The organism is Hanamia caeni (assembly GCF_003721595.1).
Classification (GTDB): domain Bacteria; phylum Bacteroidota; class Bacteroidia; order Chitinophagales; family Chitinophagaceae; genus Ginsengibacter; species Ginsengibacter caeni.
The window spans coordinates 148,577-172,458 of the sequence record NZ_RJJR01000013.1 but is presented as its reverse complement, the minus strand read 5'-3'; the positions used below and the strand labels follow the sequence as shown (position 1 = coordinate 172,458).

Genomic DNA, 23,882 nt, shown 5'->3' with positions numbered 1-23,882 from the left:
AGTAGCAGCAATTGAATTTAAAAAAAGGTTAATAGCACTGGTTATGTTAAAAGCCACGTTAAGGTAAATCTCCCAAAACAGGACGAATCACAATATCTTCAACACATGCCTGAACGGAAAGTTGTGACGCAGCATACACCAAATCAGCAATGTCTTTTGTGTCTATCATTCTTTGAGGCGTATAGCCGGCGCCTTCCCAGGAAGCAGTATAAACAGCACCGGGGTAAACCGCCGTTACTTTTATATGAAAGGGTTTCATTTCTTCACGAAGGTTTTTGCTGAAGCCCATCAAAGCAAATTTGCTGATACTATACGATCCGCCGTTGGCATAAGCTTTAAAAGAAGCAATAGAACACATATTGAATATATGGCCGGATTTTCTTTCTATCATTTTTGGTATCAACGCTCTTGTCAGGTGATAAGCAGAATATAAATTCACTTCTATCATTTGCTCCAGGTTTTCTTCCGGCTCATTGTACACACTGCCCGGAACAAAAAGCCCTGCGTTATTAATCAACACATCAATATCCGTTTTCTTTTCTAAAAGCCATAGCGCAAATTGTAAGACTTGTTCTTTTTTAGAAAGGTCGGCCACAAAATATTCAACAGCAGCATTATACCGGGCCCTTAATTCATTCACTGTTTCAATGAGGTCTTTTGCTGTTCTGGAACAAATAAATATTTTATGATTGGCGGAGGCAAATTTTTCGGCCATAGCTTTTCCCATACCTTTGCTGCCACCGGTAATTACAATATTCATATTTATAATACGTTTTATTAGACGGACAAATCTAAAAAATTTTAATCCGGTATTTTAAAATAGAGATTCGTTGAAATATAAACACATTTTTTTTGATCTTGACCACACTCTGTGGGATTTTGATGCCAACGCCGAAGAATCATTGACAGAATTGTACGGTTATTTCAGACTGGAATCAATGGCTATCGGCTCTTTCAGCCAATTTTACCAAATTTACCTTAACCACAACAAGTTGCTCTGGAGCCGCTATGAAAAAGGATATATTTCGGTAGAAGAACTAAAATGGAGAAGAATGTGGCGCACTTTGCTGGATTTCAAAATAGCAGATGAAAAACTCGCGAAAGATATGAGTGAATATTTTTTGCAGCTTCTTCCTACAAAAAAGAAAGTGTTTGATTATACTTACGAAATTCTGGAGTATTTAACCGATAAAAATTATTCTCTTCATCTTATCACTAACGGGTTTGAAAAAACGCAACGGCTAAAGCTAAATAGTTCCGATCTTTTAAAATATTTCACGCACATTGTAACTTCCGAATGCTCCAATTCAGTGAAGCCTAAAAAGGAAATTTTTGAGTTTGCGCTGAACAAGGCCAAATGTAAAAATGAAGAAGGCATAATGATTGGAGATAATCCCGAAGCAGATATTTTTGGAGCCCTCAATGCCGGTATGGACGCGGTTTTTGTGAATTACACAAATGAAAAGTGCGATACCTTTCCAACCTATACCATTAAAAACCTGAAGGAACTGGAAACTATTTTATAAGCTCATTAGCTTCCCATCATTTTTTTATTAAATTCTTTTGAATCGCCTTTAGGAATAGAAAGCGAAGCCCAATTATTATCCAGGCACATTTTGCCAATATAAACAATTTGACCCACATGATTTGAGTAATGAGCTATTTGTCTTGTGATGGCATCGTATACGCTTTGTGGTTCATTTCGTATAAAAATAGTTTTAGCAAGATCTTCCTCTTTTAAAGAATCGAGGGCCGCAAAAACACAATCCCATCCGGCGTTCCATTTTTGAACTAATTCGTCCTTCGATTGGATGGTTTTTTCAAATTCATTATCCCTGTCGCGCCACGCTTTTTCACCATCTTCCGTAAGAAAATTGGTAAACCTTGAAAGCATATTACCCGATAAATGCTGTACGATAATGGCAATACTGTTGCTGCTTTCATTATATTGCCACAAAAGATTCTCTATGCTTAGCTGCGCAAAGGTTTTATCTCCCAATGATTTTTGCTGATTGAAATATTTTTTAGCGCTTTCCAAAAAACTGAATGACATATAGTTGGCTAAAATAAAAATTGAACAAATTTGTTTATTTACTGTCTAATTTAGTCTTCTTCACAAACTCTGACGCAACGATTAAAACTTTCAGAAAGCGAAATCAAAGTTTCTGTCCTTTCTATTCCTTTAATTTTTTGGAGATCATCGTGCAGCACCTTCCGAAGCTGGTTAATGTCTTTACAAACAATTTCAATATACATGCTGTAGTTTCCTGTAGTATAGTTCAGCCTGATTATCTCGGGAATCTTTTGTAATTCTTCCGCCACAGAATCATACAGGGAGCTTTTTTCAAGAAAAATGCCCACAAAAGCAGTGATATCATATCCAAGGAGGCCGAGATTTACTTTTAATTTTTTACCTTTGACAATACCAAGTTCTTCAAGTTTTTTTATTCGAACATGAATAGTTCCACCGCTCACAAACAGTTTTTTACCAAGTTCTGCGTACGGCGTTTCGGCATTTTCAAGCATTTCCTGGATTATTTTTAGATCCAGTTTATCAATATTAAATTTCCCCGCCATAAGAGGTTTTTTTATTTAGAAATATACTACGAAAATAAGCTTTTAATTGAACAAATTCTATATTTTGACAATTTTGTTTAAAAAACTTTTCTATTAAATGACTTTATGTTAGATTTGCATCTGATTAGTTCTTAAAAATTGTGGGGTGATGAAATTTTTGGCAGACATGCCCTCTTGTCTCGGGGGTGAGGATAACAGGACAAACATAGCATAGAGCCGTTCCGACAAAATCGGAGCGACCAGGGTCGACCACTCAACTTTGTGCTACGGCTAACTGCCTCGTGAAGGTTCGAGCCCTTCCCCTACAGCACTGAAAGCCTTTGCGAAAAATCGCGAAGGCTTTTTTTTGCCCGCCACATAAAAAAGTTTTTAGACAAACAGGATGAAAGTATCTTGCAGGCCTTTTTATTTTTCGTTCTTTAATTCCGAGAATGTTCAGTATCATCACAGGTAGTATTATTTTGAGCCTTCTGCACGCCACCATTCCCAATCATTGGTTACCCGTAATTGCCATCGGCCGAAGACAAAAATGGACCTTGGAAGAAGTGACACAAATTACTTTCATCTCCGCAATTGCTCATGGGCTAAGCACCGTTATTATTGGGTTTGCGTTGGGTTTTATTGGTTCAAAGATGGCTGATGTCATCGAAAATTTTAGCCATTTTGTGGCTCCGGTTATCCTGATTGGTTTAGGAATTGTGTTTATTTACCGTCATCATAATCACAAACATTTCCACCTGAACGATGATGTCAAAAAAAAGACCTCAAAAAAAAGAATTATCATAGCATTAGTGCTCGCCATGTTTTTATCTCCCTGCATGGAAATAGAGGCATACTTTTTATTGGCCGGAAGCCAGCCGCCCTGGGTTATCTGGTTTATTGCAGCCTTATATCTTATTATTACAACAGGAGGAATGATACTGCTGGTAAGGTTTGCCTATAAAGGAATTTTGAAATTAAACTGGCACAGAATGGAACACAGCGCGGGAATAATTACCGGAGCAACGCTGGTAGCAACGGGTATTCTCGCTATTTTTATACATTAAGAATCGCAACACAGCGTAAGAATTCATTCTTTGCATTTTTATTATTAGCACTTAAGTTTGCATCTATTTTAAAAAAATGAAAGTTACTGAACATATAAACGGGGCAAAAGAAACTAAAATTTCGTTTGAAATTCTTCCGCCTTTAAAAGGAAAAACCATTGAATCTATCTATAATCATTTGGATCCGCTCATGGATTTTAAACCCGCTTTTATCAACGTAACCTATCACCGCAGCGAACAGGTATTTAAAAAGAAACCCGACGGAACTTTTGAAAAAATAGAGATACGTAAACGGCCCGGCACCGTTGGCATTTGTGCCGCTATAATGAATCATTATAAAATAGACGCCGTTCCACACCTGATATGTGGCGGGTTTAATGTTCAGGAAACTGAAAATGCATTGATTGACCTTGCCTTTCTTGGCATTGATAATGTTCTGCTGCTTCGGGGCGACGCCTCAAAAAATGAGGCTGTTTTTGAACCCGAAGAAAACGGCCATGCTTATGCAATAGACCTTATTAAGCAGGCAGTTAATCTTAATCACGGCATTTATCTTGAAGATGACATCAGGGATGGCAATAAAACCAATTTTTGCATTGGCATCGCAGGATATCCTGAAAAACATTTTGAAGCGCCCAACCTTCAGAGCGACCTGAATTATTTAAAAATGAAAGTGGACGCGGGCGCTGATTATATTACCACTCAAATGTTTTTTGATAACAATAAATATTTTGAATTTGTAAAAAACTGCAGGGCGATAGGCATTCAGGTTCCCATAATTCCGGGGCTAAAACCTATAACTTCTAAAAAACAGTTGAATGTATTGCCAAGAATTTTTCACGTGGATATTCCAAATGAGCTGAGCAATGAAATCATCAAATGCAAAACCGATGCAGAAGTAGAAATTGTAGGGACAGAATGGCTGCTTCAGCAATCTAAAGAGCTTAAAAAAGCAGGCGTTCCTGTTTTGCATTATTACACGTTAGGAAAACCACATGTGGTAGTGAATGTGGCAAAGCAAATTGCATAGTTTGCTAAAACTTCCTGAAATCAAAAATATAAAAAGACTTCTTTGTTGGTTTACCGCAAAATCAAAAAACACTTTGACATCTTTTGAAATAAAATAGCCGGTGTTTTCAATACCGGCTGTTTTTAATATATATCGCTGTTGAATTATCTTTTGGCAAGTGGAATACCTACCGAAATGCTCACAGTTCTGTATTTATTTTTATTGTTGTCGCTGTTGTCAGTTTGGGTTGAATTAATTTTCGCCAGCCCTAATCCGTAATTGACTTTGAGTATCACACTGTTCAAGTCGAAACCTCCGCCCACATTTACACCATAATCAAATCTTTTTAATTTATTAAAACTGGCATCTTCCTGTTGATTTGTGGACGGATTATCATTATTGAATTCAATATCATGGGAAGATTTTGTAACATTTCCCATAATTTTTGTTTCTGTTTTAGCTTTTCCACCTATTCCCATAGCAACATACGGGCCTGCATTGAAAAAAATATTCGAGCTGCTTTGCAGCGGTAATCTAACTATTAAGTTTACCGGCAATTGCAGATAAAGAGGATTAAATTTTGTTTTTATGTAATTATCCTCGGTCGAAGAAGTAATGTAGGTATCCGCTTTCGACCCTTTACCTTCCAGTAACAAGCCTGCTTCAAGCGCAATAGGTTCGGCGTCATTAGACCGTGCCATTATTCCCGCATTAAAAGTGGTAAGCAAATTACTTTTTTGAGTAGCCCCCGAATTGGATGTCGAAATATTTGCAAGATTAACGCCTCCCTGCACGTAAACTTTTTGAGAAGTAGCAGTCGTGAATAATCCGGCACTAAGCACCAGAACAAATAATTTTTTCATTACTTTAGTTTTTAGTTTTTAATGAGTTACGATTCAATGACAAACGTTTCCAAAAAGTTTGCCACTGAACGCAAAGGAAAAAACTTATTTGGTAAAGAATTGCTAAAAGGAAAGGAATTAAGAATACCGGAATAAAATATCAGTGGCTACCCAGGAGTGATTGAAAAACTTTTTCGTTCACTTTAACCGGGTATTTTTTCTTTAATTTAGCCACCCATTGCTGTTCCAAATAGTTTTGGTAGTCGTTTATAACAAGCCCTTTTGCGTCATCGAAATTTCTTTGCTGATCGCCGGGATACAGTTTTATAATTTTTGCGAACACAGCAGTTCCGTCGTTTTTATTGATTACCGGCAGCGTTATCAAACCTTCATCAAATGCAGTCCTTTCAACTACGGGTATCTGGCCTAACTCAAATCGGCCGGAATCTGCCTGCACAGTGGAGCCGTTTTCATTCACAATTTCTCTCCAATTCCTTCCTCTCTTTATTTCCGCAATTAATTTTTTTGCTACTTCCGCTGAGCTACATGAATAAATTACAGCATCTGCGCTGGCGCTCCAGGTATATTTATTTTTATGGTCGTTAAAATATTGTTTCAGCGCAATGGTATCGGAAGAAGCTTTATTCCAGATTTTTCGCTGCATGATTTCAAACAGCAGGTTGCCATCTCTAAATTCGTCAATCTGTGCCTTAAAAGCAGAATTATATTTTTCCAGCCGCGAAGCATAATTTTCAACTGAATATTCATCAATAAATACAGGCCATAACTGCTGATACGCCTTTTCAGCATCTTTGCCCCAATCGCGGTTTACGCTTTTCAGGTACAAAAGCCAATCTGCCACTTTTACTTTCTGGCCGTTATTAAATGTAAACAACACTGTAGATTTATTTACTGACCCGGAAATGATTGGTTTGTTTTGCAGCAAGGCGCTGTCAGTTACTTTCCACAAATCTGATTTTTTTACAGCCTCATTTTTCAAGCCGACTGCAGGTTTTATTTCCGTAATAAATTTTTTCCTGGCAATTTGTTCTCTGCTGTCGCTTAAAACCTGTTGTTTCAAACTGTATAAATAATTTTCATTGTCTTTCGATGCAGGCACCGGCGCGGCAGAAATTCTTTTCAAAATGTGATATCCAAATTCGGTTTCAAACGGAGCTGATATTTGTCCATCGTGCCCAAGCGCGAAAGCATGGTTTTCAAATGAAGAATCGTATTTAGCAGTTCCAAACTCCGGCATCAGACCGCCATTCATAAATGTGTTGCGGTCATCGCTATACTTTTTGGCCAATTCTTCAAAATCGCTTCCGTTTTGTAGCGCCCCGTAAATAGAATCAGCCAATGACTTCTGCTTAATCTTTACAGCAGATTCACCTGCCGGCACAGCCAGTAAAATCTGGGCAACGGTTATTTTGCCAACTGCATGCCTTTCACCGACATTCTTAAAAATGAAATATCCATTCCTTGCGGGATATGGTTTGCTTACCTGGCCTGGCTTTAAGGAATAAACAACATTTTCAAATTGGTAAGGCAGCGTAAATACGGTAATATAGCCCAGGTCTTGTTTCTGCGCCTGCATTTGGTTAGAGGCATTGAATGCCTGAATCACCTCTGCATCTTTTTTTGCACTATTCAACAGCTCAGATAAATGATTTACTTTTTCAAAAGCTTTTGATGAATCTTTTTCTGCGGAAGTATTAATAAAATAGAAAATACTATGAATATCCTTTTGGCCTCTTTCAAAGGCTTCATCTTCTAACCTTTGAATTTCATTGGTATCAGTGAGGTAATTTTTCTTTACCTGGTCGCGAAAATTTTGAAGATCTGCAATGAGCGAAGGCAACGTATCGAGGTGCAAATCCTTAGCAGCCTGCACTTTCAGTTTAAAGTTGATATACAAATCAAGATATTCGCGCAACGCCTTGGACGTAGTAACAGAGTCAGTTTTATTTTTATTATAGGCATTTAGAAATTCCGCAGCGCTTACCTGGTGATTTCCATAAGTAAAAAGCGTTTGGGCAAAAGAAAAACAAGTGAATAAGAAACCCAAAAAAACAAGAACCAGTTTTTTCATAAAGATTTTTTAGGGGATTAACAGGCATTGCACCCGTGTTCCGTCGTCTTTTTACATTATTTCTTATCCGATTGAGCAGTCTGATTTTTAATTTTCACATCCAGCAAATCATCGAGCTGTTCCATAGTCAATTTTTTTGCTATGATCTTTTTGTCCTTATCTAACAAATACAATGTGGGTGTTTGTGTCACATCAAATAACTGCTTATAAGAAGGCTGTTTCGATTGTTCTACCATTTTTCGCTGCGCCTCGGTCTCATAAACGTTTACCCAATTGCCAAGGTTTTTCTCCCTGATAAACTTTTTCCATGAATCAAAATCTTTTGGCTCGGTAAGCACGCCATACATTTTCACGCCTTCAGTTTTCCATTTGGCATTGTAAATAGAATCCAGCCGTGGCACTTCATGCTGGCAATGGCCACACGACGGATCCCAAAAAACAACAACCGTATAATTTGCTTTTATGTTGTATAAAGGCGCTTCCACTCCATTCGAATCCACCATTTGAAGGTTCGCCGCCTGTTCGCCAATCAAATTCGACATCAACATATAAGCCCGGTCAGAAATAGTTTTTATTTGCTTTTCGTTCAGCCAGTTAGAAACACCTTTGGAGTGATACTTATTAAACAGATGAACAAAAACGGCATCCTGCCCCATGTATTTTGGATAAATGTATTCGTCGGTAAGCCAGTTCAACAAAAATTTGTACATCTCCGGCGCCGAACGCGAAAGAAGCAACAGGTAATCCGCATCTTTGATAATAGAATCCGGCGATTGCGGAATTACATTTTCAAAATACTGCTGCAGCTTAGGCAAAAAGAAAGGCGTGCGAATGATACGGTCATCCATAAACGTAATTCCGTCCCAATAATGTTTTTTATAGTATTGATAATTGGCTAATGAATCTTCGTGCGTTACAAGATGCGTATCAGGCACCTGCACGGGCTTCATGCTTTGAAACAGCGAAGCCAGCATGGACTCAGGATGCTCTTTAATTACCTTTTCGCGATAATCGTTCAATTCATTATTTAATTTCTTATAATTATTTTCATGAAGCGTACTGTCGGCTTTGGTTTTGGAAGTTTGGTATGCATCTAATTCTTTATGCAATAATTTTCCTTTTTCATCAATATATTTTTGATACGCCTGGAAAAGCCCGTTTTCTTCAGCGCCGGTTACTGTTGATGATTTGATCATCTCAGCAGTATCCGGAATAGAAATATTAATTATTTGCTGCTTTGCTACAAGAAAGTCTAATAATTTGCTTTTCCCGGGCAAAACGATGGAATACACCCCCGGAAGCATTTTCTTTGTGCCAGAAAAAACCGCCACGCCTTTGGCATTTACGATGGCAGAATCCTGCACATTCATATTCTTCCCGTAATAATAAGTAAGGTATGCCCGCCCGCTATTATATTGCGGAGCGCTTAAGGTGATTTTATAAGCCTGGGCATTTGCGAACGAATAAGCAAAAACAGAAAAGACAAGGGAAAAAAATATTTTCATGGTTTTGAAAAATAAGCAACAAAAATATTGAATTTGAATTTGAAAAATAATTGAACGGGAATAGTTAACATTTTTAGTTGTAGCGGCTTGCAGCCAATAACCCAAACGAAAAATCTTTCAGATTATTCTAAAAGTTTGTCAATTATTTATATCAAACGGCAGGAACATCTTTTAATTTTGCCACCGTGAAAAGAAAAAAAATACTCCTGCAAAATGTGCCGGTCACCGGTTATGCGGCTGAAGGGAAAGCCTTGGCGAAGGTGGAAGGCAAAGTGATTTTTATTGAAGGCGCAGTTCCAGGCGATGTGGTGGATGTTTTATTGACCAGGAATAAAAAAGATTGGGCCGAAGGCAGAGTGCAGCAAATACATTCTTTCAGCCCGGAAAGAGTGGTTCCATTTTGTATTCATTTTGGAATTTGCGGCGGCTGTAAATGGCAAATGCTTCCGTACGAAAAACAATTGGAATATAAGGAACAGGAAGTAAGGGATGTAGTAAAAAGAATCGGCAAACTGCCGGATGTGACGGTGCTTCCTATTCTTGGTGCTGAAAAAGACATTTATTACCGCAACAAGCTCGAGTTCACTTTCAGCAATAAAAAATACCTCAGCAAAAAGGATTTGGAAACTTTAGGGAAAGATGAATGGCCCGGCGGCGCGCTGGGATATCATGTTCCAAAATTGTATGATAAAATCATCGACATCACAGAATGCTGGCTGATGGATGAGGTGAACAATATTATCCGGAATAGCTTGCGCGAATTTGCTGAAAAAAATAAGTACAGCTATTACAACATCAAAGAGCATAAAGGATTTTTAAGAAACGTTATCATCCGCTATTGCACTACCGGCGAGCTGATGGTGAACCTGGTGTTTGGCAACGAGGATAGAAAAGAAATTGAAAAAATCTCGAACTTTTTATTGGAAAAAGTTCCGGCCATTACAACGCTTGTTTATACCATCAACCAAAAATGGAACGACAGCCTTCACGATTTGGAACCCATCACTTTTTTCGGAAAAGGATTCGTAACTGAAAAGCTCGGGGAATTTAATTTTAAAATTTCTCCGAAATCATTTTTTCAAACCAATACAAAGCAGGCTGAAGTATTGTATAATGTGGTAAAAGATTTTGCTTCGCTAAAAGGAAATGAAACCGTGTACGACTTGTATTGCGGCACAGGAAGCATCGGCATTTTTCTAAGCAAAAAAGCGAAGGAAATAATTGGTGTGGATGTGATTGAAGAAGCCATCATGGATGCAAAAGAAAACGCCGATTTGAATCATATCAGTTCGGCTTCTTTTTATACGGGAGATGTAATTGAAATTTGCAATGATAAATTCTTTTCATCTCACGGCACGGCAGACGTGGTAATCGTAGATCCACCGCGGGCAGGCCTTCATCCTAAATTGATAGGAAAACTTTTGGAAATTGCTTCAGGTAAAATTGTGTATGTCAGTTGCAACGTTGCCACGCAGGCCAGAGACCTTCAGTTGCTGAGTGAGCAATATGTGGTTGAAAAAATTCAGCCTGTTGATATGTTTCCGCATACGCATCACATCGAATCGGTTGCACTGCTATCACTAAAAAAATAAATCATTTATCCTCTTTCAGATCAAGGATTAAATTGGCGATTAAGGCGGTCCATCCTGTCTGGTGGCTTGCGCCTAATCCACGAAGCGTATTGCCATGAAAATATTCATTAAATAAAACAAGATCTTTATTTTCATCTTTTTTATAAAACCAGTTGTACTCCCCATTGCACGGTCTTTCGTTAGCCTCATTTTTTTCAAAAATATGCAACAACCTTGCGGTGATATTTTTGCTCACTTCGGTTAATGATAAGTATTTCCCCGAGCCAACCGGGCACTCCACTTTTAAATCATCTTTGTAAAAAAAACCAAAAGTTTTAAGTGCATTTATGAATAAATAATTTACCGGCATCCATACCGGGCCGCGCCAGTTGGAATTGCCGCCAAACATATCGGAAGTTGAATCGCCCGGATCGTACTGAATGGAATAACTGTTGCCTCCGTAATTTAAGGTATACGGATTTTTCTCATAGAATTTTGAAAGAGCCCGTATGCCGCCATCTGATAAAAATTCCGATTCATCGAGCAATTTTTCGCATAAATATTGCAACCTTTCTTTATTAACAAGAGACAACAAGGTCCAGTTAAAATCTTTTTTAACTTCACTGGGCAGATAAAGGTGGTTCGCTCTGCGATAATCCCGGAACCATTTCATTCTTTTTGTGAAATCAGGCAGCTTCTCAAACACGCTATTTTCGATGACGGTAACCGCAAACAAAGGAGAAAGCCCAACTATTGAACGCACGCGTAATGGGAAAGCATCCGATTTGTCGATGGACAAAACATCGTAAAAAAACTTGTCCTTTTCATCCCACAATCCGAGTTCATTAAGGGCCTCGGCAATAATTACAAAATGCTCATAAAATTTCGTTGCCGTGTCTTCAAAGGAAGGATCATGCAAAGCAATTTCCAGCGCGATATTCATCATGTCAAGCGCATACATGCCCATCCAGCTGGTGCCGTCGGCCTGTTCCAGGTAGGCATTTCCCGGAAGAACCATGCTTCGGTTGAAAAGCCCGATATTATCAAGCCCGAGAAAGCCTCCTTCAAAAATACTGTTGCCATTTTCATCTTTCCGGTTTATCCACCATGTAAAATTGATGATCAATTTCTGGAAGACTTTCTTCAAAAATTCAATATCTGTTTTTCCATAAATTGCTTGTTCAGTTTTATAAACCTGAAGCGCCGCAAAGGCATGCACGGGAGGGTTAACATCACTGAAATTCCATTCGTAAGCCGGCAGTTGGCCTTGTGGATTCATATACCATTCGCGCATCAAAAGTGAAAGCTGGTGTTTGGCAAATACGGGGTCAATCACTGCAAAGGTGATACAGTGAAACGCCATATCCCACGCCGCATACCAGGGATATTCCCAATTATCAGGCATAGAAAGGATATCCTGGTTTTTTAAATATTTCCAGGTATGATTGCGGCCATTTTTTCTTTCGGCAGAAACCGGTGTTATTCCGTCACTGGTATTCAGCCACCTGATAAGGTCGTAATGATAGTATTGCTTGTTCCAAAGCAGCCCGGCAAATGCCTGCCTTTGAATATTTTTTTGGTCTTCATTGCTGGTGTCCGGATGAATAGTTTCATAAAAAATATCTGCTTCATTTTTTCTTTTTATAAAAATGTCTTTGAAATCAGCAGCAAAAGGCTGTTCTTCCATTTTATTGGACAGCCTGAGGAATACGGAGATTGTTTTTTTGGCGTCGATCTCAAATTCATAAACGGGAGAACACTTTGTTCCGTATTTTCTTTCTTTCAGCTTCGCATAATTGCTACCATTGATGATGGCATCATGAAAAGCATCTTTAACAAATTCAGAAGTATTGGGCTTATTAAAAAGCTTTTGAAAATTGGTTTCATTTTCGGTAAACAGCACATCTTTCGCGTGGTCGAAATAGAGATAATAATCGCCGATGATATGGTGATGTGCGTAAACACTTTCATCTGAAACCCAGTTGATAGATGGCTTATTATCTTCCCCTGCATATTGCCAGCTATTATAAAACCATAGTGTAGGTAAAAGAGTGATAGCAGCTTTTTCAGGGCCGCGATTTATTATTTCAATTCTTATATAAATGTCTTCAGCGTTTTCTTTGGCATACTCTATAAATACGTCAAAATATTTGTCGTCATTAAAAACTCCTGTGTCAAGAATTTCATATTCGGGTTGATTCCTGTCGCGCCGCGCATTTTCTTCTACAAGATTTTCATATGGATAAACCTGCTGCGGATATTTGTACAGGTATTTCATGTAATAATGGGAAGGAAGATTATCGAGATAATAATACAATTCTTTCACATCCTCTCCATGGTTTCCCTGCTTATTGGCCAGGCCGAATAATCTCTCTTTCAAAATCGCATCTTTACCGTTCCATAAAGCAATAGAAAAACACAATTGCTGCCCATTGTCTGAGATACCGCCAAGGCCATCTTCGCCCCAGCGATATACCCTGCTTCGCGCATGATCGTGAGGGAAATAATTCCATGCATTTCCATCCTGGCTGTAGTCTTCCCGCACCGTTCCCCATTGCCTTTCTGTTAAATAAGGCCCCCATTTTTCGAGCGGAATTTCTTTGGAGGCATTCTCCTGCAATCTTTCTAATTCTTTATTTACCATTGTTCATTTGATTATCCATTTTCAGTAAAACCCGGGAATAAAAGCATTCCTCCGTCAACGAATAGGGTGGTTCCAACCATGTAATCTGATTCATCGCTGGCAAGCCAGACCGCTACTTTTCCAATGTCTTCCGGATCACCAATTCTTTTGTAAGGAATCAACGTTAATAATTTTTCTGCCGCCTCAGGCGTACTCCATGCGTCGTAATTTATCGGCGTTTTTATTGCGCCGGGCCCTATCGCATTTACACGGATTTTTTTGGGAGCCAGTTCCTGCGCCATGCTTTTCATCATCATCTCAATTCCTCCCTTGCTTGTTGCATAATTGACGTGGCCTGCCCATGGAATAATTTGATGAACACTGCTCATGCAAATAATTTTACCCGCCGCACTACTTCTTTCCGGCACTACGCCCCTCCTCAAAAATTCACGTACCGCTTCGCGCGAACATAAAAATTGTCCCGTTAAGTTTACATTGATTACCCATCGCCAATCTTCCAAAGTCATATTTTCAAACGCCGAATCTTTTTGTATGCCCGCGTTGTTTACCAGGATGTCTATCGTTCCATATTTTTGATACATCTGTTGAAACATGGATTGCACTTCATCTTCTTTGCTAACATCCGCTTTAACTGCAATAGCGCTTCCGCCATTCGACTCTATTTTTTTTACCACCGCGTCCGCATTTTCCGGGTGAGTTATATAATTTACCACCACGTTAGCGCCTTCATTGCCTAAAGCGATAGCCACCGCCTCACCGATGCCACTGTTGGCGCCCGTTACCAAAGCGCTTTGCCCTTTTAATTTAGGATTCGAAACCATTTTTTTATTTTTTTAGAATGAGAAATACTTTTAATCAACTTCAATTCTTTAAGAAACAGTCTTGCAGGAGAAGAAAAATTACGCCCGGGTCGCGTCCCAGGCAAATCGTTAATAACTTTACCAATCCGCTCCAATATATTTCTGGGAAAAGCGTTTTAGAACAGGCTCTGCCAGCATAAATTTTTCACAAAAAATTTAGCTTATGAAAAACATGCTACCACTGGTATTTTTATTTTTTGGATGTGATGCCGTTTGCCAGGTAAACACCATTTTGCCTTCTGAAGCAAGCGCTTTTTATCAAAACGCTATGCAGGACCTTAAGCCCGCAATCAGAATTTTAATAGAAAAAAATGCCGGCAAATTAACGGGGCAAAAGGTAAATAAAGACAGCCTTATGCGCGAACTTCAAAAAGCTCCCCTTCTGAAAACCGCCAACATACACGATTTGGAAGCGATAACCGTTTTGATTTTGGTGCAGGCATCCAGAAATGTTGATAATAATTTGAAAGAACTTGTACTTCAAAAAAGAAATGAAGGCAACAAAAATGATGCAGAAAAGGAAAAAGATAAACAATATGCCCTTTTGCTGGCCGAAAATAAAAGTGAAATAGCTGAAATGGTAGCTTCCATTTTGATTAAGAGTTCTTTTTCTCCGACAATGACGCTTGACAAATTTAAATAGTCGGTTATTTGTTCGTTCACTGTTCGTTTTTCGGAAAACCTTTCACTTTAAATAAGTTGTTGATTTTCATGCCGGCTTTTATAATTTTATATAATTTTTTTTTATTTCGTTAAGTATTTTCGCACGAATTGTTTTATATTTTTGCACACATGCTAAAAAGTGCCGTTTTTAAATTGACATTGTCTTTTGTATCCCTATTGCTGTTGGTAGCCCAGGCGAAATCTCAGCAAACCGATAGCTCTTTTCAGCAAAAAAATGATACTATGGTGCTTGAAAACGATACCGTGCACCTTCCTCCTGAAGACACTATTTTTCTAAGACCTGTAGATACTCTTTTGAGGATTAAAAATTTCAGCCCTTATTTCACGCTGCATGTTGATTCTACACTTGATTATCAATTTGAGATAAACAGAAATCCTGTAAATTATTATTGGTATCTGAAAAATTCTCCCGTTGGTTTAAAAATCAATAAAGACAATGGCGACCTGCATTTCAAGGCAGAAAAATCCTTTTTTTTATCAGGTAAATTGAAATATGATATCCAGTACAAGGTAAGAATCGGCGTTCAAAACCTGGATGACCCCACAGATCATGTGGATACCACCTTTTCGATTTTATTTTATAATACGGACATCATTCGCTCCGTAATAAAACCAACTGTCAGCAACGACTTATCAATCGACGAGGGGGATACGTTAAATTTCAAATTACAGTGCGAGCAGGGAAGCTTCCCGCTGGAATCCATTACTTATTATTGTAATTATCCTATCCGCTCTACTACGCCTATTACCTCCTGTGGCGACCAGTTCACCTGGGTGGCTCCATTTGATTTTATCAAGGAAGATGAGAAAACAAAACAAAAATCCCTCGTCATAAAATTTATTGGAGTAGATAAATTTTATAACCGCGATACTGCCGAGGTGAAAGTTATCGTAAACCAGGCAATAAACTATCCGCGCCGGTTGATGGAGTATAGTAAGCTCGACAGCACCATACAGGTCTATATTTTGCAATTAAAAGCAACTTTCCGCGAGCTTGACAAAAAAATAAAGCACACAAAAAATACGCGGACGACTTTCGATCTCACTTCAGCCAGTACTTCCTTAGGCGGCACCGTTTTTTCATCTATGGATTCGCCGGATATGAAAACAACGGGGAAAATTTTACCTAGTGTTGGCGTAGCGCTGGTGCCTGTGAAAGAGGCTGTTGCCCCAAATAAAAATGATGAGTTGAACGCGGCTTCCCTGGTAAGAAACGATATAAAGAGGTTGCAATATTTATTGACCAACAATGCGCTGGTTGGCGATAAAGACCCGGAAATTGTAGTAAAAACGTCAAAGATGAAAGATGAGCTGCAACAAATTCAGTTGCAATTAATTGACGTAGCCATTGTTGACGACACGAGGAACAAAGAGGAGCTGGATGAGTATTTTAATAATCCCAAGGTCAACAGAAAATACCGGCTGAAATCAAGGTAATATTTACAGCACACAGATAAATAAAATCCGTTTTTTATTCTGCCTACGGTACAGGATCATGGCCATGTCCACCCCAGGGATGGCACCGTGCTATCCTTTTGATGGAAAGCCAGCCGCCTTTTATCGGTCCATATTTCTTAAAAGCTTCAAGGCTGTATTGAGAGCACGTAGGCGTGTAGCGGCATGAAGGCCCCAGCCACGGAGAAATAACCAGTTGATATATTTTTATGAGCGCTATAAAGGGAAAAGCGAATATTTGCTTCACTGATTTCATCTCACAAAGGTACATTGTTCCCACGCGTTGAAAATTGAAAGAATCATTTTCGTGGATTCTTTCATGTATGTTTAAGGGATTTTTTAATAAAAAATATGCCCTATTTAATATGGCATTCATCAATCAAACCTTATCTTTGCGCAAAATTCAGAAGAAGTATGGGTTCAAAATTCATGAAATCTTTGATGGTAGCGGTTTTCAGCCTGTTTTTTGGCGTATTTTCGCAAAATACTTATGCCCAGGAAACCCATGAAGAACACAAGAACGCTGAAGAAAAATTTGATCCCACCACGTCCATACTCAATCATGTTCAGGACGCTTATGAATTTCACTTTTTTTCTATTGGCGATTTTCATGCTTCCATTTATTTACCTGTAATTCTGTATTCTCCTCAAAAAGGGCTATCAGTATTTTCATCTAAACGATTTGGCCACAATCATGACGAAAGCTATGATGGCTATAAACTGGAGGGAGGAAATAAAATTGTGCCCGTAGATGAAGGCACTACTGTATATGATTTTTCCTTAACAAGAAATGTAGTTCAAACGATATTTGCCTTGGCCATCTTTACGATTGTGATGGTTAAAATCGGTAACAAATATAAGAAGGGGCATGGCGTAGTTTCAGCACCATCGGGAGCACAGGGATTCCTGGAACCGATTATTATCTTTATACGCGACAATGTCGGAAAGGCAAACCTCGGATCAAGATGGGAGAGATATATGCCCTATCTACTTACAGTGTTTTTCTTCATTCTCATTAATGCTATTTTTGGGATGATACCAGGCGCCGCGAACGTAGCAGGCAATATCGCTTTCACGCTCATACTTGGCCTTATTTCTCTTGTAGTAATACTTTTCAGTACAACCCCACACTTCTGGAAGCATATTATTTGGCCGCCTGATGTTCCATTTTTAGTAAAGGTTATTCTGGTTCCGGTAGAACTGTTTGGCTTATTTGTAATTAAACCGGGCGCTCTGATTATTCGTCTTTTTGCGAATATGGTGGCGGGTCATATTGTTATCCTGGCTTTCATTTCGCTCATTTTTATTTTTGGCGAAATGAGTAAAGTTGCCGGTTTTGGATTTTCTCCTTTTTCCATATTGTTCGTTGTATTTGATTACTTCATTGAAATATTGGTTGCTTTTATCCAGGCATTTATTTTCACGGTGCTTACCGCTATTTTCATCGGACAAGGCTTTGAAGGAAGTGACCACGACGTAGCCAAAAACGATCATGCATTTTTATAAAGATTTTTATTCATATCAAAACCCAGATTTATGTCACTAATGACCGTGTTATTTGAAGTTGGATATTCTCATCTTGGCGGTGCTATCGGCGCTGGTTTAGCTGCTATCGGAGCAGGTATCGGTATTGGCCAGATAGGTAAAGGCGCAGTAGAAGGAATTGCGCGCCAGCCGGAAGCCTCCAACGAAATTCGTGCTAACATGATTTTGGCGGCTGCATTGGTAGAAGGGGTTGCCCTTTTTGCGGTTATCGCCGGGTTATTGGCCGTTTTAAAAACAGCCTAAGCGCAAATCTTACTGCATCCAAAGCACAGGGCGGAGGATGCAGTATTTTTAATTTTGGAATTCATTTAATTTATTTAAACCATAATTATGGAACTTTTATCTCCTCATCTTGGGCTCATTCTCTGGACTTTATTAGCTTTTATTATTGTGCTTTACATCCTGGGAAAATATGCCTGGAAACCTATTCTGAAATCTTTGAATGACAGGGAAAAAAATATTTCTGATTCAATTCTTTCTGCTGAAAATATGCGAAAAGAAATGGAAAAGATGCATAGCGAAAATGAAGCGTTGCTGGCAAAGGCACGCGAAGAAAGAAGCCAGATGATGAGAGAAGCAAAGGAAATGAGGGACAAAATGATCCAGGACGCAAAAGAGCAGGCGCGTAGCGAAACCAACAAAATAGTAGCAGACGCTCAAAGCGTAATCAATCAGCAAAAGATGGCCGCTATTGTAGACCTTAAAAACCAGGTAGGCAATTTGGTGCTCGAAGTAAGTGAAAAAGTGCTGCGTCGCGAATTAAGCAACAAGGAAGAACAGGAAAAATATATTCAGCAATTGGCTCAGAATATTGAATTAAATTAATTTAATAAAAATGAATAATCCACGTTTAGCACAACGGTACGCCAAAAGCCTTATTGATATTGCCATGCAATATAATAAGCTGGAAGAGGTACACCAGGATGTATCTTTTTTGAAGTCTGTTGTTGATAGAAACCGTGATTTTGTGCTCATGCTCGAAAGCCCTATCATTAATCCCGACAAAAAATACAAAATCATAAATGCAATAACCAGCGGCAACGTTTCAAAAGTGACAGATACGTTTTTGAAATTGATTTGTAACAAAGGGAGGGAGCCGAATTTGCCCGGAATTATTCATTCATTTATCGAACAATACAATGTGATAACCGGAATTCATATTGCCCAACTTACTACAGCCTCTCCGGCAAGCAATGAATTGAAAGAAAGTTTTGTTTCTAAAATCAGGGCCAGCACTTCGTTCGATAACATCCAGCTTGAAAATAAAGTAGACGAAAAAATTATCGGCGGATTTATCCTGCAAATGGAAGGAAAATTAATTGACAAAAGCGTGTTACGCAATCTTAAAGATTTGTCCAAGCAATTTGCGGACAATGAATATCTCCACAAACTGAGATAAGCAAAATTTCAAAGTGATTTACTTTTTAAAGCCGGGCCTTCCGGCTTTTTTATTTTCCTGAAAATAGTTAAGAGCAGGAAGCCTTCAAATTTCCAATAATCTTTCAATATTTGGTTTCTGCTCCAAAGCCGCATGATAACCAATCTCAAAAATCCTTTCCATATTGCGCATTTTGAATAAGCCAAAGCCGTTTAATGCAGGCTCAACAAATACATCACATTTATATACTTTGGAATACACTGAATTAGCAATTGCCAGTTGAAAGCACCGTTCGATCATTTGCGTTTTAGAAAATTTTATATTTTTTTCACCAATGGAACCCAGCCTGTTTACATGGGAACCGATAATTTTATCGCAATGATCTACGAGCGGTTCTATTGGGAAATTATCGAGCAGACCGCCGTCTACAAATTTGCTGTTTTCAATAGGTATCGCTTGAAATAACACAGGAAAAGAAGCAGAAGCTACAATCGGGTAAATCAATTCTCCAGATGAAAAATAAATGGTTTTGTTATGCAAAATATCTGTAGCATTTATATATAAAGGAATTTTTAAGGCATCGAAAGAATTTTCAGGAATCAGATCTAACAAAATTTTCCGAATGGGCTGCATGGAAAACAAGCCTTCTTTTCTCCACAAAAAATTAGAAACGCCGAAATAAGAATTCTTTTTCGCTAAGGACAAAATCTGATCAGGCGAATAGCCATAAGAATATAATGCTCCAAAAATGGCCCCCGAGCTAACGCCTGATATTACTGCTGGCCGGATGCGCAATTCATCTAAAACTTTCAAAAGTCCCAGGTGTGCAAACCCCCTTACCCCTCCTCCACTCAAAACCAATCCGATTTTATTCATTTTTTAAATAAAATTATAAATAGTTTTCAATTAGCTGCTCAGTTGGTCATTCAATTATCTTTCCCTCTCAAAACGCCGCCAAACGCGGCGCAATGTTTTAAACTATGATAGTAAAGCAATAAACAGGGCCGGTTTTTATTTTTCTTAATCATTAGGTGATAAAAATCATTTTTTGAAATGATGTCGCTCAATCTAAAGATGGCTTTCCTAAAATAATTTTATCCCATTTAGTACGAAATAAAACAAAAATGTGTTATGAAAAATATACTTGTTCCCACAGATTTTTCTGATGCTTCCACAAATGCCGTGGAATATGCCGCCGCATTAGCACAGGATTTCCAGGCGAAATTAATTCTATTAAATGTGGTGGCGCCGAGGGTGGTTATAGAAGATATTTCAGCCACAGCTTATCTTATAACAGAGGCCGAATTGTCGGAAAATAATAAAAAGCTGATGAAAAACGAAATACTCAGGTTATCTGAAAAATACCACATAATAGTAGAAGCTTACCTGCGAAAGGGGTTGCCAACCGAAGTAATAGAGGAATTCAGCGCCTCAAAACGGGCAGATATAGTGGTGATGGGAATGAAGGGAAAGGGAAAAAGCAATTCAAAGTTTGGAAGCACAACTACTATGCTGATACGAAAATCAGACATTCCCGTTTTAGTTATTCCGAAAAAAGCCAAATTTGAGCCCATACGGCAAATTACATTCGCCAGTGAATTTGTAATGAGCCACGCAGATTATTCGATTTTAGATGGGTTTGCTGAAAAGTACGACTCCAATATCAATGTGCTGAACGTACAAAAGAACAGGCAATTGGTGGAAGTTGAAAATACGATAGGCAAAACAGAGGCAGACTTGTCTTTTGCAAAATTCCATCACCGCTTTGAAAGCTATGAAAGCGATAAGCTTGAAAAGGGAATTGAAGAATATCTGAAACTAAACCCATCCAATATGTTGGCCATGGTGGCACAAAAGCATTCATTTTTAAAAAGAACATTCGGGACAATTCACACTAAAAATATGTGCTACCAAACTTTAATCCCATTGTTAGTGTTTCCGGCAAAACAGTCAGTAAACTAATAAATAGCGGACTATTTTATTTCTTATCTAACTAACACCGAAAACTTTATCCCTTTAAAAACCTAAGAAACCGTGAATTACAGCCCTTCAATTAAAAATTAAGGGCTTTTTTGTATAAGAGCGCTTTGGATTGTTAATAATCTGCACCGATTCTTTTAAAAAAGTCTTCTTTTAAATTATCAAAATCTAAAAGTTTGTTTAAAGGTTAATTAAATTTATTGTTTGACCTATAGTAACAGGATTTTGTTGAATTAATATAAATAACTTTAAGAAAACAATTTCATGGCGCGAAAACTTATTCTATTATTTGGCATCTTGTTTACTGTAGTTTCGTTGGAAAGCTTTGGACAGGATTCTACCATAAAATCTGCTCATCCAAAGATGGATAAGTATTACCCACGGCCACAGGAAGCCCCGAAAATTAATAACGAGGTTACGACGCCTGCGTCGCCGGTACTTCCGTCGCAGCAATCGCCCGCAATAACCACGCAGCCTTCCACCAACAATACGGTGGTAAGCCCTTCTCCATCAATAGTTCCTAATGAGCAAGTCACAGAAATGCCGTCAATAGAAGCCGGGCCGGCGGTTACCAGCACACCCGTAACCGTGCAGCCTTCAGACACCAAACTTAATTCTTCTTCTTCAGTTACTGCCCCTCCTGTAGTAACAGCAACAGCCCCTGCGCCAAAAGTAACGCCTAAGCCAAAAGCGCCACCAGAACCGCCATATATGGATACACGGCTCGGAAGCAGTTCGCCCCAATTTAACACATGGGAAAAAAATAATAATGGAGCCGGATCGGTAACTACCAGTCCCAAACAATAAAATTATTTTAAAAACCGCAGTAATCGCGCCTACCAGTAAATGAGTAAATAATCAATTTTTTTTTTGAATTATTTCTTTAATTCTTTGAGTTTGATACTTCGATATGAAACCTGATTGCCATGATCCTGCAAAAGGATATGTCCTTCATCCCAAAGGCCAAAATTCTTCCAGTTTTTGTATTTGCTAATCGCAACAAGATGTTTAAATTCATCAGAACCTCGCTGGTATTCCAGCATTTTATAACCATTCAGCCAATGCTCTACATGATTGTCAGGATAAACAACTATACGCCCCCAATTCCATTCGCCAATGGGTTTCATTGCACCGGGAATATTTTTGCGGGGTATTAAGTCATATAAAGACGACAAGGTGCGGTCGCCATTCCGGCCAAGCTTTGCATCAGGGTGAAGCTTATCATCGAGCACCTGGTATTCCAGTCCAATGCCAGACATGCCATGTGTGTCGTAACTTTCCTTTACAAAATACTTTACACCGCTGTTGGCTGCCGGCGTCAATTTAAACTGAAATTGCAGATCAAAAGCGCCATATTGTTTATCAGTCACAATGTCACCACCCATTCCTTCCTGGCGCCCGTTAGAAGCAAGCACAGTAAGAACTCCATCTTTAATTACCCAACCTGAATCAGGAAAATTCTTTTTATCAATTCCTCTCCATCCTTCGCTGGTTTTTCCATCCCAAAGAAATGAAACGCCGTTTTTCTTTTCCTGCGCCGATAAAGTGTTGGGCACGAGATTCATTACAAATATCTTATCGGACGCAGTTGGTTTTAAATCGCTGGTTTTAATTTTTATATTTTTCCAGCGGATTTGCTTACCCGCATGACTTGCATCCGGAATTTGGTGAACCTGCAAAGCTATAAATCCTTTTTTTGTCATATCATCCACCAGGTTTGCGGCGGTAACGCCATTTACCCATGTTCTTATAATATTGCCAACACATTCGATATGATAATGATTCCATTGGCCATTTTTGAAGGCACTTTTTGCGTTGGGATTTAACTCTAAAGGATAAAGCCATCCCCGGCGCGCTTCGTCATAAATGCCACCACTCCAGGCCCTTTTAGACGGATCAACCTCCACCTGGTATCCATGTACCCGTCCGTTATTGTAATCTGCAGAACTTTCACTGCGGATTTGGATACCGGAGTTCATAGAAGTATCCACTTTCAGATCAAGATCCAAAAAGAAATCCCCGTAAGTTTCATTGGTCACTAAAAAAGAATTCGGCGTATTAGGGACGGTTGTTCCGACAATTTCCCCATTTTCAACAGAATATTTTGCATGCCCGTTAAGCTGGTGCCATCCATCCAGGTTTTTGCCATTAAAAAGGCTTTTCCATCCATTATCATTTTCATGAATTCCCGGGTGAACAAAAGCAAGAAAAGGAAAAATGGCAAGGGCAATAACAAAGAATTTTATTTTCATTTTTGATGTGATTGAATAAAGAATATAGAAGTAAATATAGCTTTTTTGAAATAATCGGGAATTGAAAACTAACATATACTAAGAAACGATTAAGGTGACTATATTTTGCAGGAAAATGTATTACGAAATTAGCATCAGAGGCTTGAGAAAACCTTCGGGATGATTATAGAATTTGTCTAAATGATAAAATAACTGTTTAAATTGGATTTGTATGCTGACAAAAATAAAAAAAGGGCTTCATTCTCTGAAACCCTTTACTATGGCTGCTCCCCCTGCTGGACTTGAACCAGCGACCCTCTGATTAACAGTCAGATGCTCTAACCAACTGAGCTAAGGAGGAATATTTATCTCAAGTTTTTTACGCTGTCTGAAAGCAGCGACCCTCTGATTAACAGTCAGATGCTTTGAATATCTGAATCAAAGGGTTTTTCCCTTTTCGGGG

The 23,882-nt window shown here is 38.7% G+C and carries 23 protein-coding genes and 1 tRNA gene; 12 read left to right on the top strand and 12 right to left on the bottom strand.

Features of this window, described 5'->3' with window-relative positions; translation table 11 throughout:
• Positions 1-58 precede the first annotated feature (58 nt).
• Entirely contained in the window at positions 59-760 is a 702-nt protein-coding gene (locus tag EFY79_RS15615; protein ID WP_123121655.1) for an SDR family oxidoreductase, read from the bottom strand.
• 70 nt (positions 761-830) lie between these two features.
• Here EFY79_RS15615 and EFY79_RS15610 point away from each other — a divergent pair, with 70 nt between their 5' ends.
• On the top strand, positions 831-1,526 hold the full coding sequence (locus EFY79_RS15610; protein ID WP_123121654.1) for a YjjG family noncanonical pyrimidine nucleotidase: 696 nt from the start codon (positions 831-833) through the stop codon (positions 1,524-1,526).
• Between the two features lie 5 nt (positions 1,527-1,531).
• On the opposite strand, the gene EFY79_RS15605 is transcribed toward EFY79_RS15610, so the two are convergent.
• Both EFY79_RS15605 and EFY79_RS15600 read right to left on the bottom strand, forming a co-directional pair.
• Entirely contained in the window at positions 1,532-2,053 is a 522-nt protein-coding gene (locus EFY79_RS15605; RefSeq protein WP_123121653.1) for a DUF1572 family protein, read from the bottom strand.
• Between the two features lie 50 nt (positions 2,054-2,103).
• Positions 2,104-2,577: an Lrp/AsnC ligand binding domain-containing protein gene (locus EFY79_RS15600; RefSeq protein ID WP_123121652.1), complete on the bottom strand. Its 474-nt coding sequence runs from the start codon at positions 2,575-2,577 to the stop codon at positions 2,104-2,106.
• A 431-nt stretch (positions 2,578-3,008) separates the two neighbouring features.
• On the opposite strand from EFY79_RS15600, the gene EFY79_RS15595 reads away from it, so the two are divergent.
• Both EFY79_RS15595 and metF read left to right on the top strand, forming a co-directional pair.
• Positions 3,009-3,623, top strand: coding sequence for a hypothetical protein (locus EFY79_RS15595; RefSeq protein WP_123121651.1), 615 nt, complete (start codon positions 3,009-3,011; stop codon positions 3,621-3,623).
• Between the two features lie 76 nt (positions 3,624-3,699).
• Complete coding sequence (gene metF, locus EFY79_RS15590; protein WP_123121650.1) at positions 3,700-4,653, top strand: methylenetetrahydrofolate reductase [NAD(P)H]; 954 nt, start codon at positions 3,700-3,702, stop codon at positions 4,651-4,653.
• Positions 4,654-4,796: 143 nt separating this feature from the next.
• Here the strand turns inward: metF and EFY79_RS15585 are convergent, their stop codons facing one another.
• From EFY79_RS15585 to EFY79_RS15575, 3 genes are all read right to left on the bottom strand, one after another.
• Complete coding sequence (locus EFY79_RS15585) at positions 4,797-5,495, bottom strand: porin family protein (RefSeq protein WP_123121649.1); 699 nt, start codon at positions 5,493-5,495, stop codon at positions 4,797-4,799.
• A gap of 139 nt (positions 5,496-5,634) precedes the next feature.
• Positions 5,635-7,566, bottom strand: a complete 1,932-nt coding sequence (locus tag EFY79_RS15580; RefSeq protein WP_123121648.1) for a foldase protein PrsA — start codon at positions 7,564-7,566, stop codon at positions 5,635-5,637.
• A 56-nt stretch (positions 7,567-7,622) separates the two neighbouring features.
• Entirely contained in the window at positions 7,623-9,071 is a 1,449-nt protein-coding gene (locus tag EFY79_RS15575) for a redoxin domain-containing protein (protein WP_123121647.1), read from the bottom strand.
• 185 nt (positions 9,072-9,256) lie between these two features.
• Here EFY79_RS15575 and rlmD point away from each other — a divergent pair, with 185 nt between their 5' ends.
• Entirely contained in the window at positions 9,257-10,663 is a 1,407-nt protein-coding gene (gene rlmD / locus EFY79_RS15570) for a 23S rRNA (uracil(1939)-C(5))-methyltransferase RlmD (protein WP_123121646.1), read from the top strand.
• Between the two features lies 1 nt (position 10,664).
• On the opposite strand, the gene EFY79_RS15565 is transcribed toward rlmD, so the two are convergent.
• Together EFY79_RS15565 and EFY79_RS15560 are read right to left on the bottom strand one after the other, a co-directional pair.
• Positions 10,665-13,286 carry an MGH1-like glycoside hydrolase domain-containing protein gene (locus EFY79_RS15565; RefSeq protein WP_123121645.1) on the bottom strand — a complete coding sequence of 874 codons (2,622 nt, stop codon included), beginning with the start codon at positions 13,284-13,286 and terminating at the stop codon, positions 10,665-10,667.
• 11 nt (positions 13,287-13,297) lie between these two features.
• On the bottom strand, positions 13,298-14,107 hold the full coding sequence (locus EFY79_RS15560; RefSeq protein ID WP_123121644.1) for an SDR family oxidoreductase: 810 nt from the start codon (positions 14,105-14,107) through the stop codon (positions 13,298-13,300).
• A gap of 202 nt (positions 14,108-14,309) precedes the next feature.
• Between EFY79_RS15560 and EFY79_RS15555 the strand changes: the two genes are divergently transcribed.
• Both EFY79_RS15555 and EFY79_RS15550 read left to right on the top strand, forming a co-directional pair.
• The gene (locus tag EFY79_RS15555; protein ID WP_123121643.1) at positions 14,310-14,789 is read left to right on the top strand and encodes a hypothetical protein; all 480 of its coding nucleotides are present in this window, start codon (positions 14,310-14,312) and stop codon (positions 14,787-14,789) included.
• A 173-nt stretch (positions 14,790-14,962) separates the two neighbouring features.
• Positions 14,963-16,267: a hypothetical protein gene (locus tag EFY79_RS15550; protein WP_148041937.1), complete on the top strand. Its 1,305-nt coding sequence runs from the start codon at positions 14,963-14,965 to the stop codon at positions 16,265-16,267.
• 43 nt (positions 16,268-16,310) lie between these two features.
• Here the strand turns inward: EFY79_RS15550 and yidD are convergent, their stop codons facing one another.
• Complete coding sequence (yidD, locus tag EFY79_RS15545) at positions 16,311-16,661, bottom strand: membrane protein insertion efficiency factor YidD (protein ID WP_233578033.1); 351 nt, start codon at positions 16,659-16,661, stop codon at positions 16,311-16,313.
• A 38-nt stretch (positions 16,662-16,699) separates the two neighbouring features.
• Here yidD and EFY79_RS15540 point away from each other — a divergent pair, with 38 nt between their 5' ends.
• The 4 genes from EFY79_RS15540 (at position 16,700) to atpH (ending at position 19,229) form a co-directional block, all read left to right on the top strand.
• Entirely contained in the window at positions 16,700-17,791 is a 1,092-nt protein-coding gene (locus EFY79_RS15540; protein WP_123121641.1) for a F0F1 ATP synthase subunit A, read from the top strand.
• A 30-nt stretch (positions 17,792-17,821) separates the two neighbouring features.
• Positions 17,822-18,073 carry an ATP synthase F0 subunit C gene (gene atpE / locus EFY79_RS15535; protein WP_123121640.1) on the top strand — a complete coding sequence of 84 codons (252 nt, stop codon included), beginning with the start codon at positions 17,822-17,824 and terminating at the stop codon, positions 18,071-18,073.
• 87 nt (positions 18,074-18,160) lie between these two features.
• Positions 18,161-18,655 carry a F0F1 ATP synthase subunit B gene (gene atpF / locus EFY79_RS15530; RefSeq protein ID WP_123121639.1) on the top strand — a complete coding sequence of 165 codons (495 nt, stop codon included), beginning with the start codon at positions 18,161-18,163 and terminating at the stop codon, positions 18,653-18,655.
• 10 nt (positions 18,656-18,665) lie between these two features.
• Positions 18,666-19,229, top strand: coding sequence for an ATP synthase F1 subunit delta (gene atpH / locus EFY79_RS15525; protein WP_123121638.1), 564 nt, complete (start codon positions 18,666-18,668; stop codon positions 19,227-19,229).
• A gap of 84 nt (positions 19,230-19,313) precedes the next feature.
• On the opposite strand, the gene EFY79_RS15520 is transcribed toward atpH, so the two are convergent.
• Complete coding sequence (locus tag EFY79_RS15520) at positions 19,314-20,084, bottom strand: patatin-like phospholipase family protein (protein WP_123121637.1); 771 nt, start codon at positions 20,082-20,084, stop codon at positions 19,314-19,316.
• Positions 20,085-20,339: 255 nt separating this feature from the next.
• On the opposite strand from EFY79_RS15520, the gene EFY79_RS15515 reads away from it, so the two are divergent.
• Complete coding sequence (locus EFY79_RS15515; RefSeq protein ID WP_123121636.1) at positions 20,340-21,170, top strand: universal stress protein; 831 nt, start codon at positions 20,340-20,342, stop codon at positions 21,168-21,170.
• Between the two features lie 282 nt (positions 21,171-21,452).
• Positions 21,453-21,995: a hypothetical protein gene (locus EFY79_RS21295; RefSeq protein WP_148041936.1), complete on the top strand. Its 543-nt coding sequence runs from the start codon at positions 21,453-21,455 to the stop codon at positions 21,993-21,995.
• Positions 21,996-22,063: 68 nt separating this feature from the next.
• Here EFY79_RS21295 and EFY79_RS15505 read toward each other — a convergent pair whose 3' ends face one another.
• A complete protein-coding gene (locus EFY79_RS15505) occupies positions 22,064-23,440 on the bottom strand; it encodes a 3-keto-disaccharide hydrolase (RefSeq protein WP_123121634.1) in 1,377 nt (458 codons plus the stop codon).
• Between the two features lie 266 nt (positions 23,441-23,706).
• Positions 23,707-23,780, bottom strand: a tRNA-Asn gene (locus tag EFY79_RS15500).
• Between the last annotated feature and the right edge of the window lie 102 nt (positions 23,781-23,882).

Coding starts and splice junctions, on each gene's coding strand:
- EFY79_RS15615 (WP_123121655.1), bottom strand. CDS start 760: ATGAATATTGTAATTACCGGTGGCAGCAAAGGTATGGGAAAAGCTATG.
- EFY79_RS15605 (WP_123121653.1), bottom strand. CDS start 2,053: ATGTCATTCAGTTTTTTGGAAAGCGCTAAAAAATATTTCAATCAGCAA.
- EFY79_RS15600 (WP_123121652.1), bottom strand. CDS start 2,577: ATGGCGGGGAAATTTAATATTGATAAACTGGATCTAAAAATAATCCAG.
- EFY79_RS15595 (WP_123121651.1), top strand. CDS start 3,009: ATGTTCAGTATCATCACAGGTAGTATTATTTTGAGCCTTCTGCACGCC.
- metF (WP_123121650.1), top strand. CDS start 3,700: ATGAAAGTTACTGAACATATAAACGGGGCAAAAGAAACTAAAATTTCG.
- EFY79_RS15585 (WP_123121649.1), bottom strand. CDS start 5,495: ATGAAAAAATTATTTGTTCTGGTGCTTAGTGCCGGATTATTCACGACT.
- EFY79_RS15580 (WP_123121648.1), bottom strand. CDS start 7,566: ATGAAAAAACTGGTTCTTGTTTTTTTGGGTTTCTTATTCACTTGTTTT.
- EFY79_RS15575 (WP_123121647.1), bottom strand. CDS start 9,071: ATGAAAATATTTTTTTCCCTTGTCTTTTCTGTTTTTGCTTATTCGTTC.
- EFY79_RS15565 (WP_123121645.1), bottom strand. CDS start 13,286: ATGGTAAATAAAGAATTAGAAAGATTGCAGGAGAATGCCTCCAAAGAA.
- EFY79_RS15560 (WP_123121644.1), bottom strand. CDS start 14,107: ATGGTTTCGAATCCTAAATTAAAAGGGCAAAGCGCTTTGGTAACGGGC.
- EFY79_RS15555 (WP_123121643.1), top strand. CDS start 14,310: ATGAAAAACATGCTACCACTGGTATTTTTATTTTTTGGATGTGATGCC.
- yidD (WP_233578033.1), bottom strand. CDS start 16,661: ATGAATGCCATATTAAATAGGGCATATTTTTTATTAAAAAATCCCTTA.
- EFY79_RS15540 (WP_123121641.1), top strand. CDS start 16,700: ATGGGTTCAAAATTCATGAAATCTTTGATGGTAGCGGTTTTCAGCCTG.
- atpE (WP_123121640.1), top strand. CDS start 17,822: ATGTCACTAATGACCGTGTTATTTGAAGTTGGATATTCTCATCTTGGC.
- atpF (WP_123121639.1), top strand. CDS start 18,161: ATGGAACTTTTATCTCCTCATCTTGGGCTCATTCTCTGGACTTTATTA.
- atpH (WP_123121638.1), top strand. CDS start 18,666: ATGAATAATCCACGTTTAGCACAACGGTACGCCAAAAGCCTTATTGAT.
- EFY79_RS15520 (WP_123121637.1), bottom strand. CDS start 20,084: ATGAATAAAATCGGATTGGTTTTGAGTGGAGGAGGGGTAAGGGGGTTT.
- EFY79_RS15515 (WP_123121636.1), top strand. CDS start 20,340: ATGAAAAATATACTTGTTCCCACAGATTTTTCTGATGCTTCCACAAAT.
- EFY79_RS21295 (WP_148041936.1), top strand. CDS start 21,453: ATGGCGCGAAAACTTATTCTATTATTTGGCATCTTGTTTACTGTAGTT.
- EFY79_RS15505 (WP_123121634.1), bottom strand. CDS start 23,440: ATGAAAATAAAATTCTTTGTTATTGCCCTTGCCATTTTTCCTTTTCTT.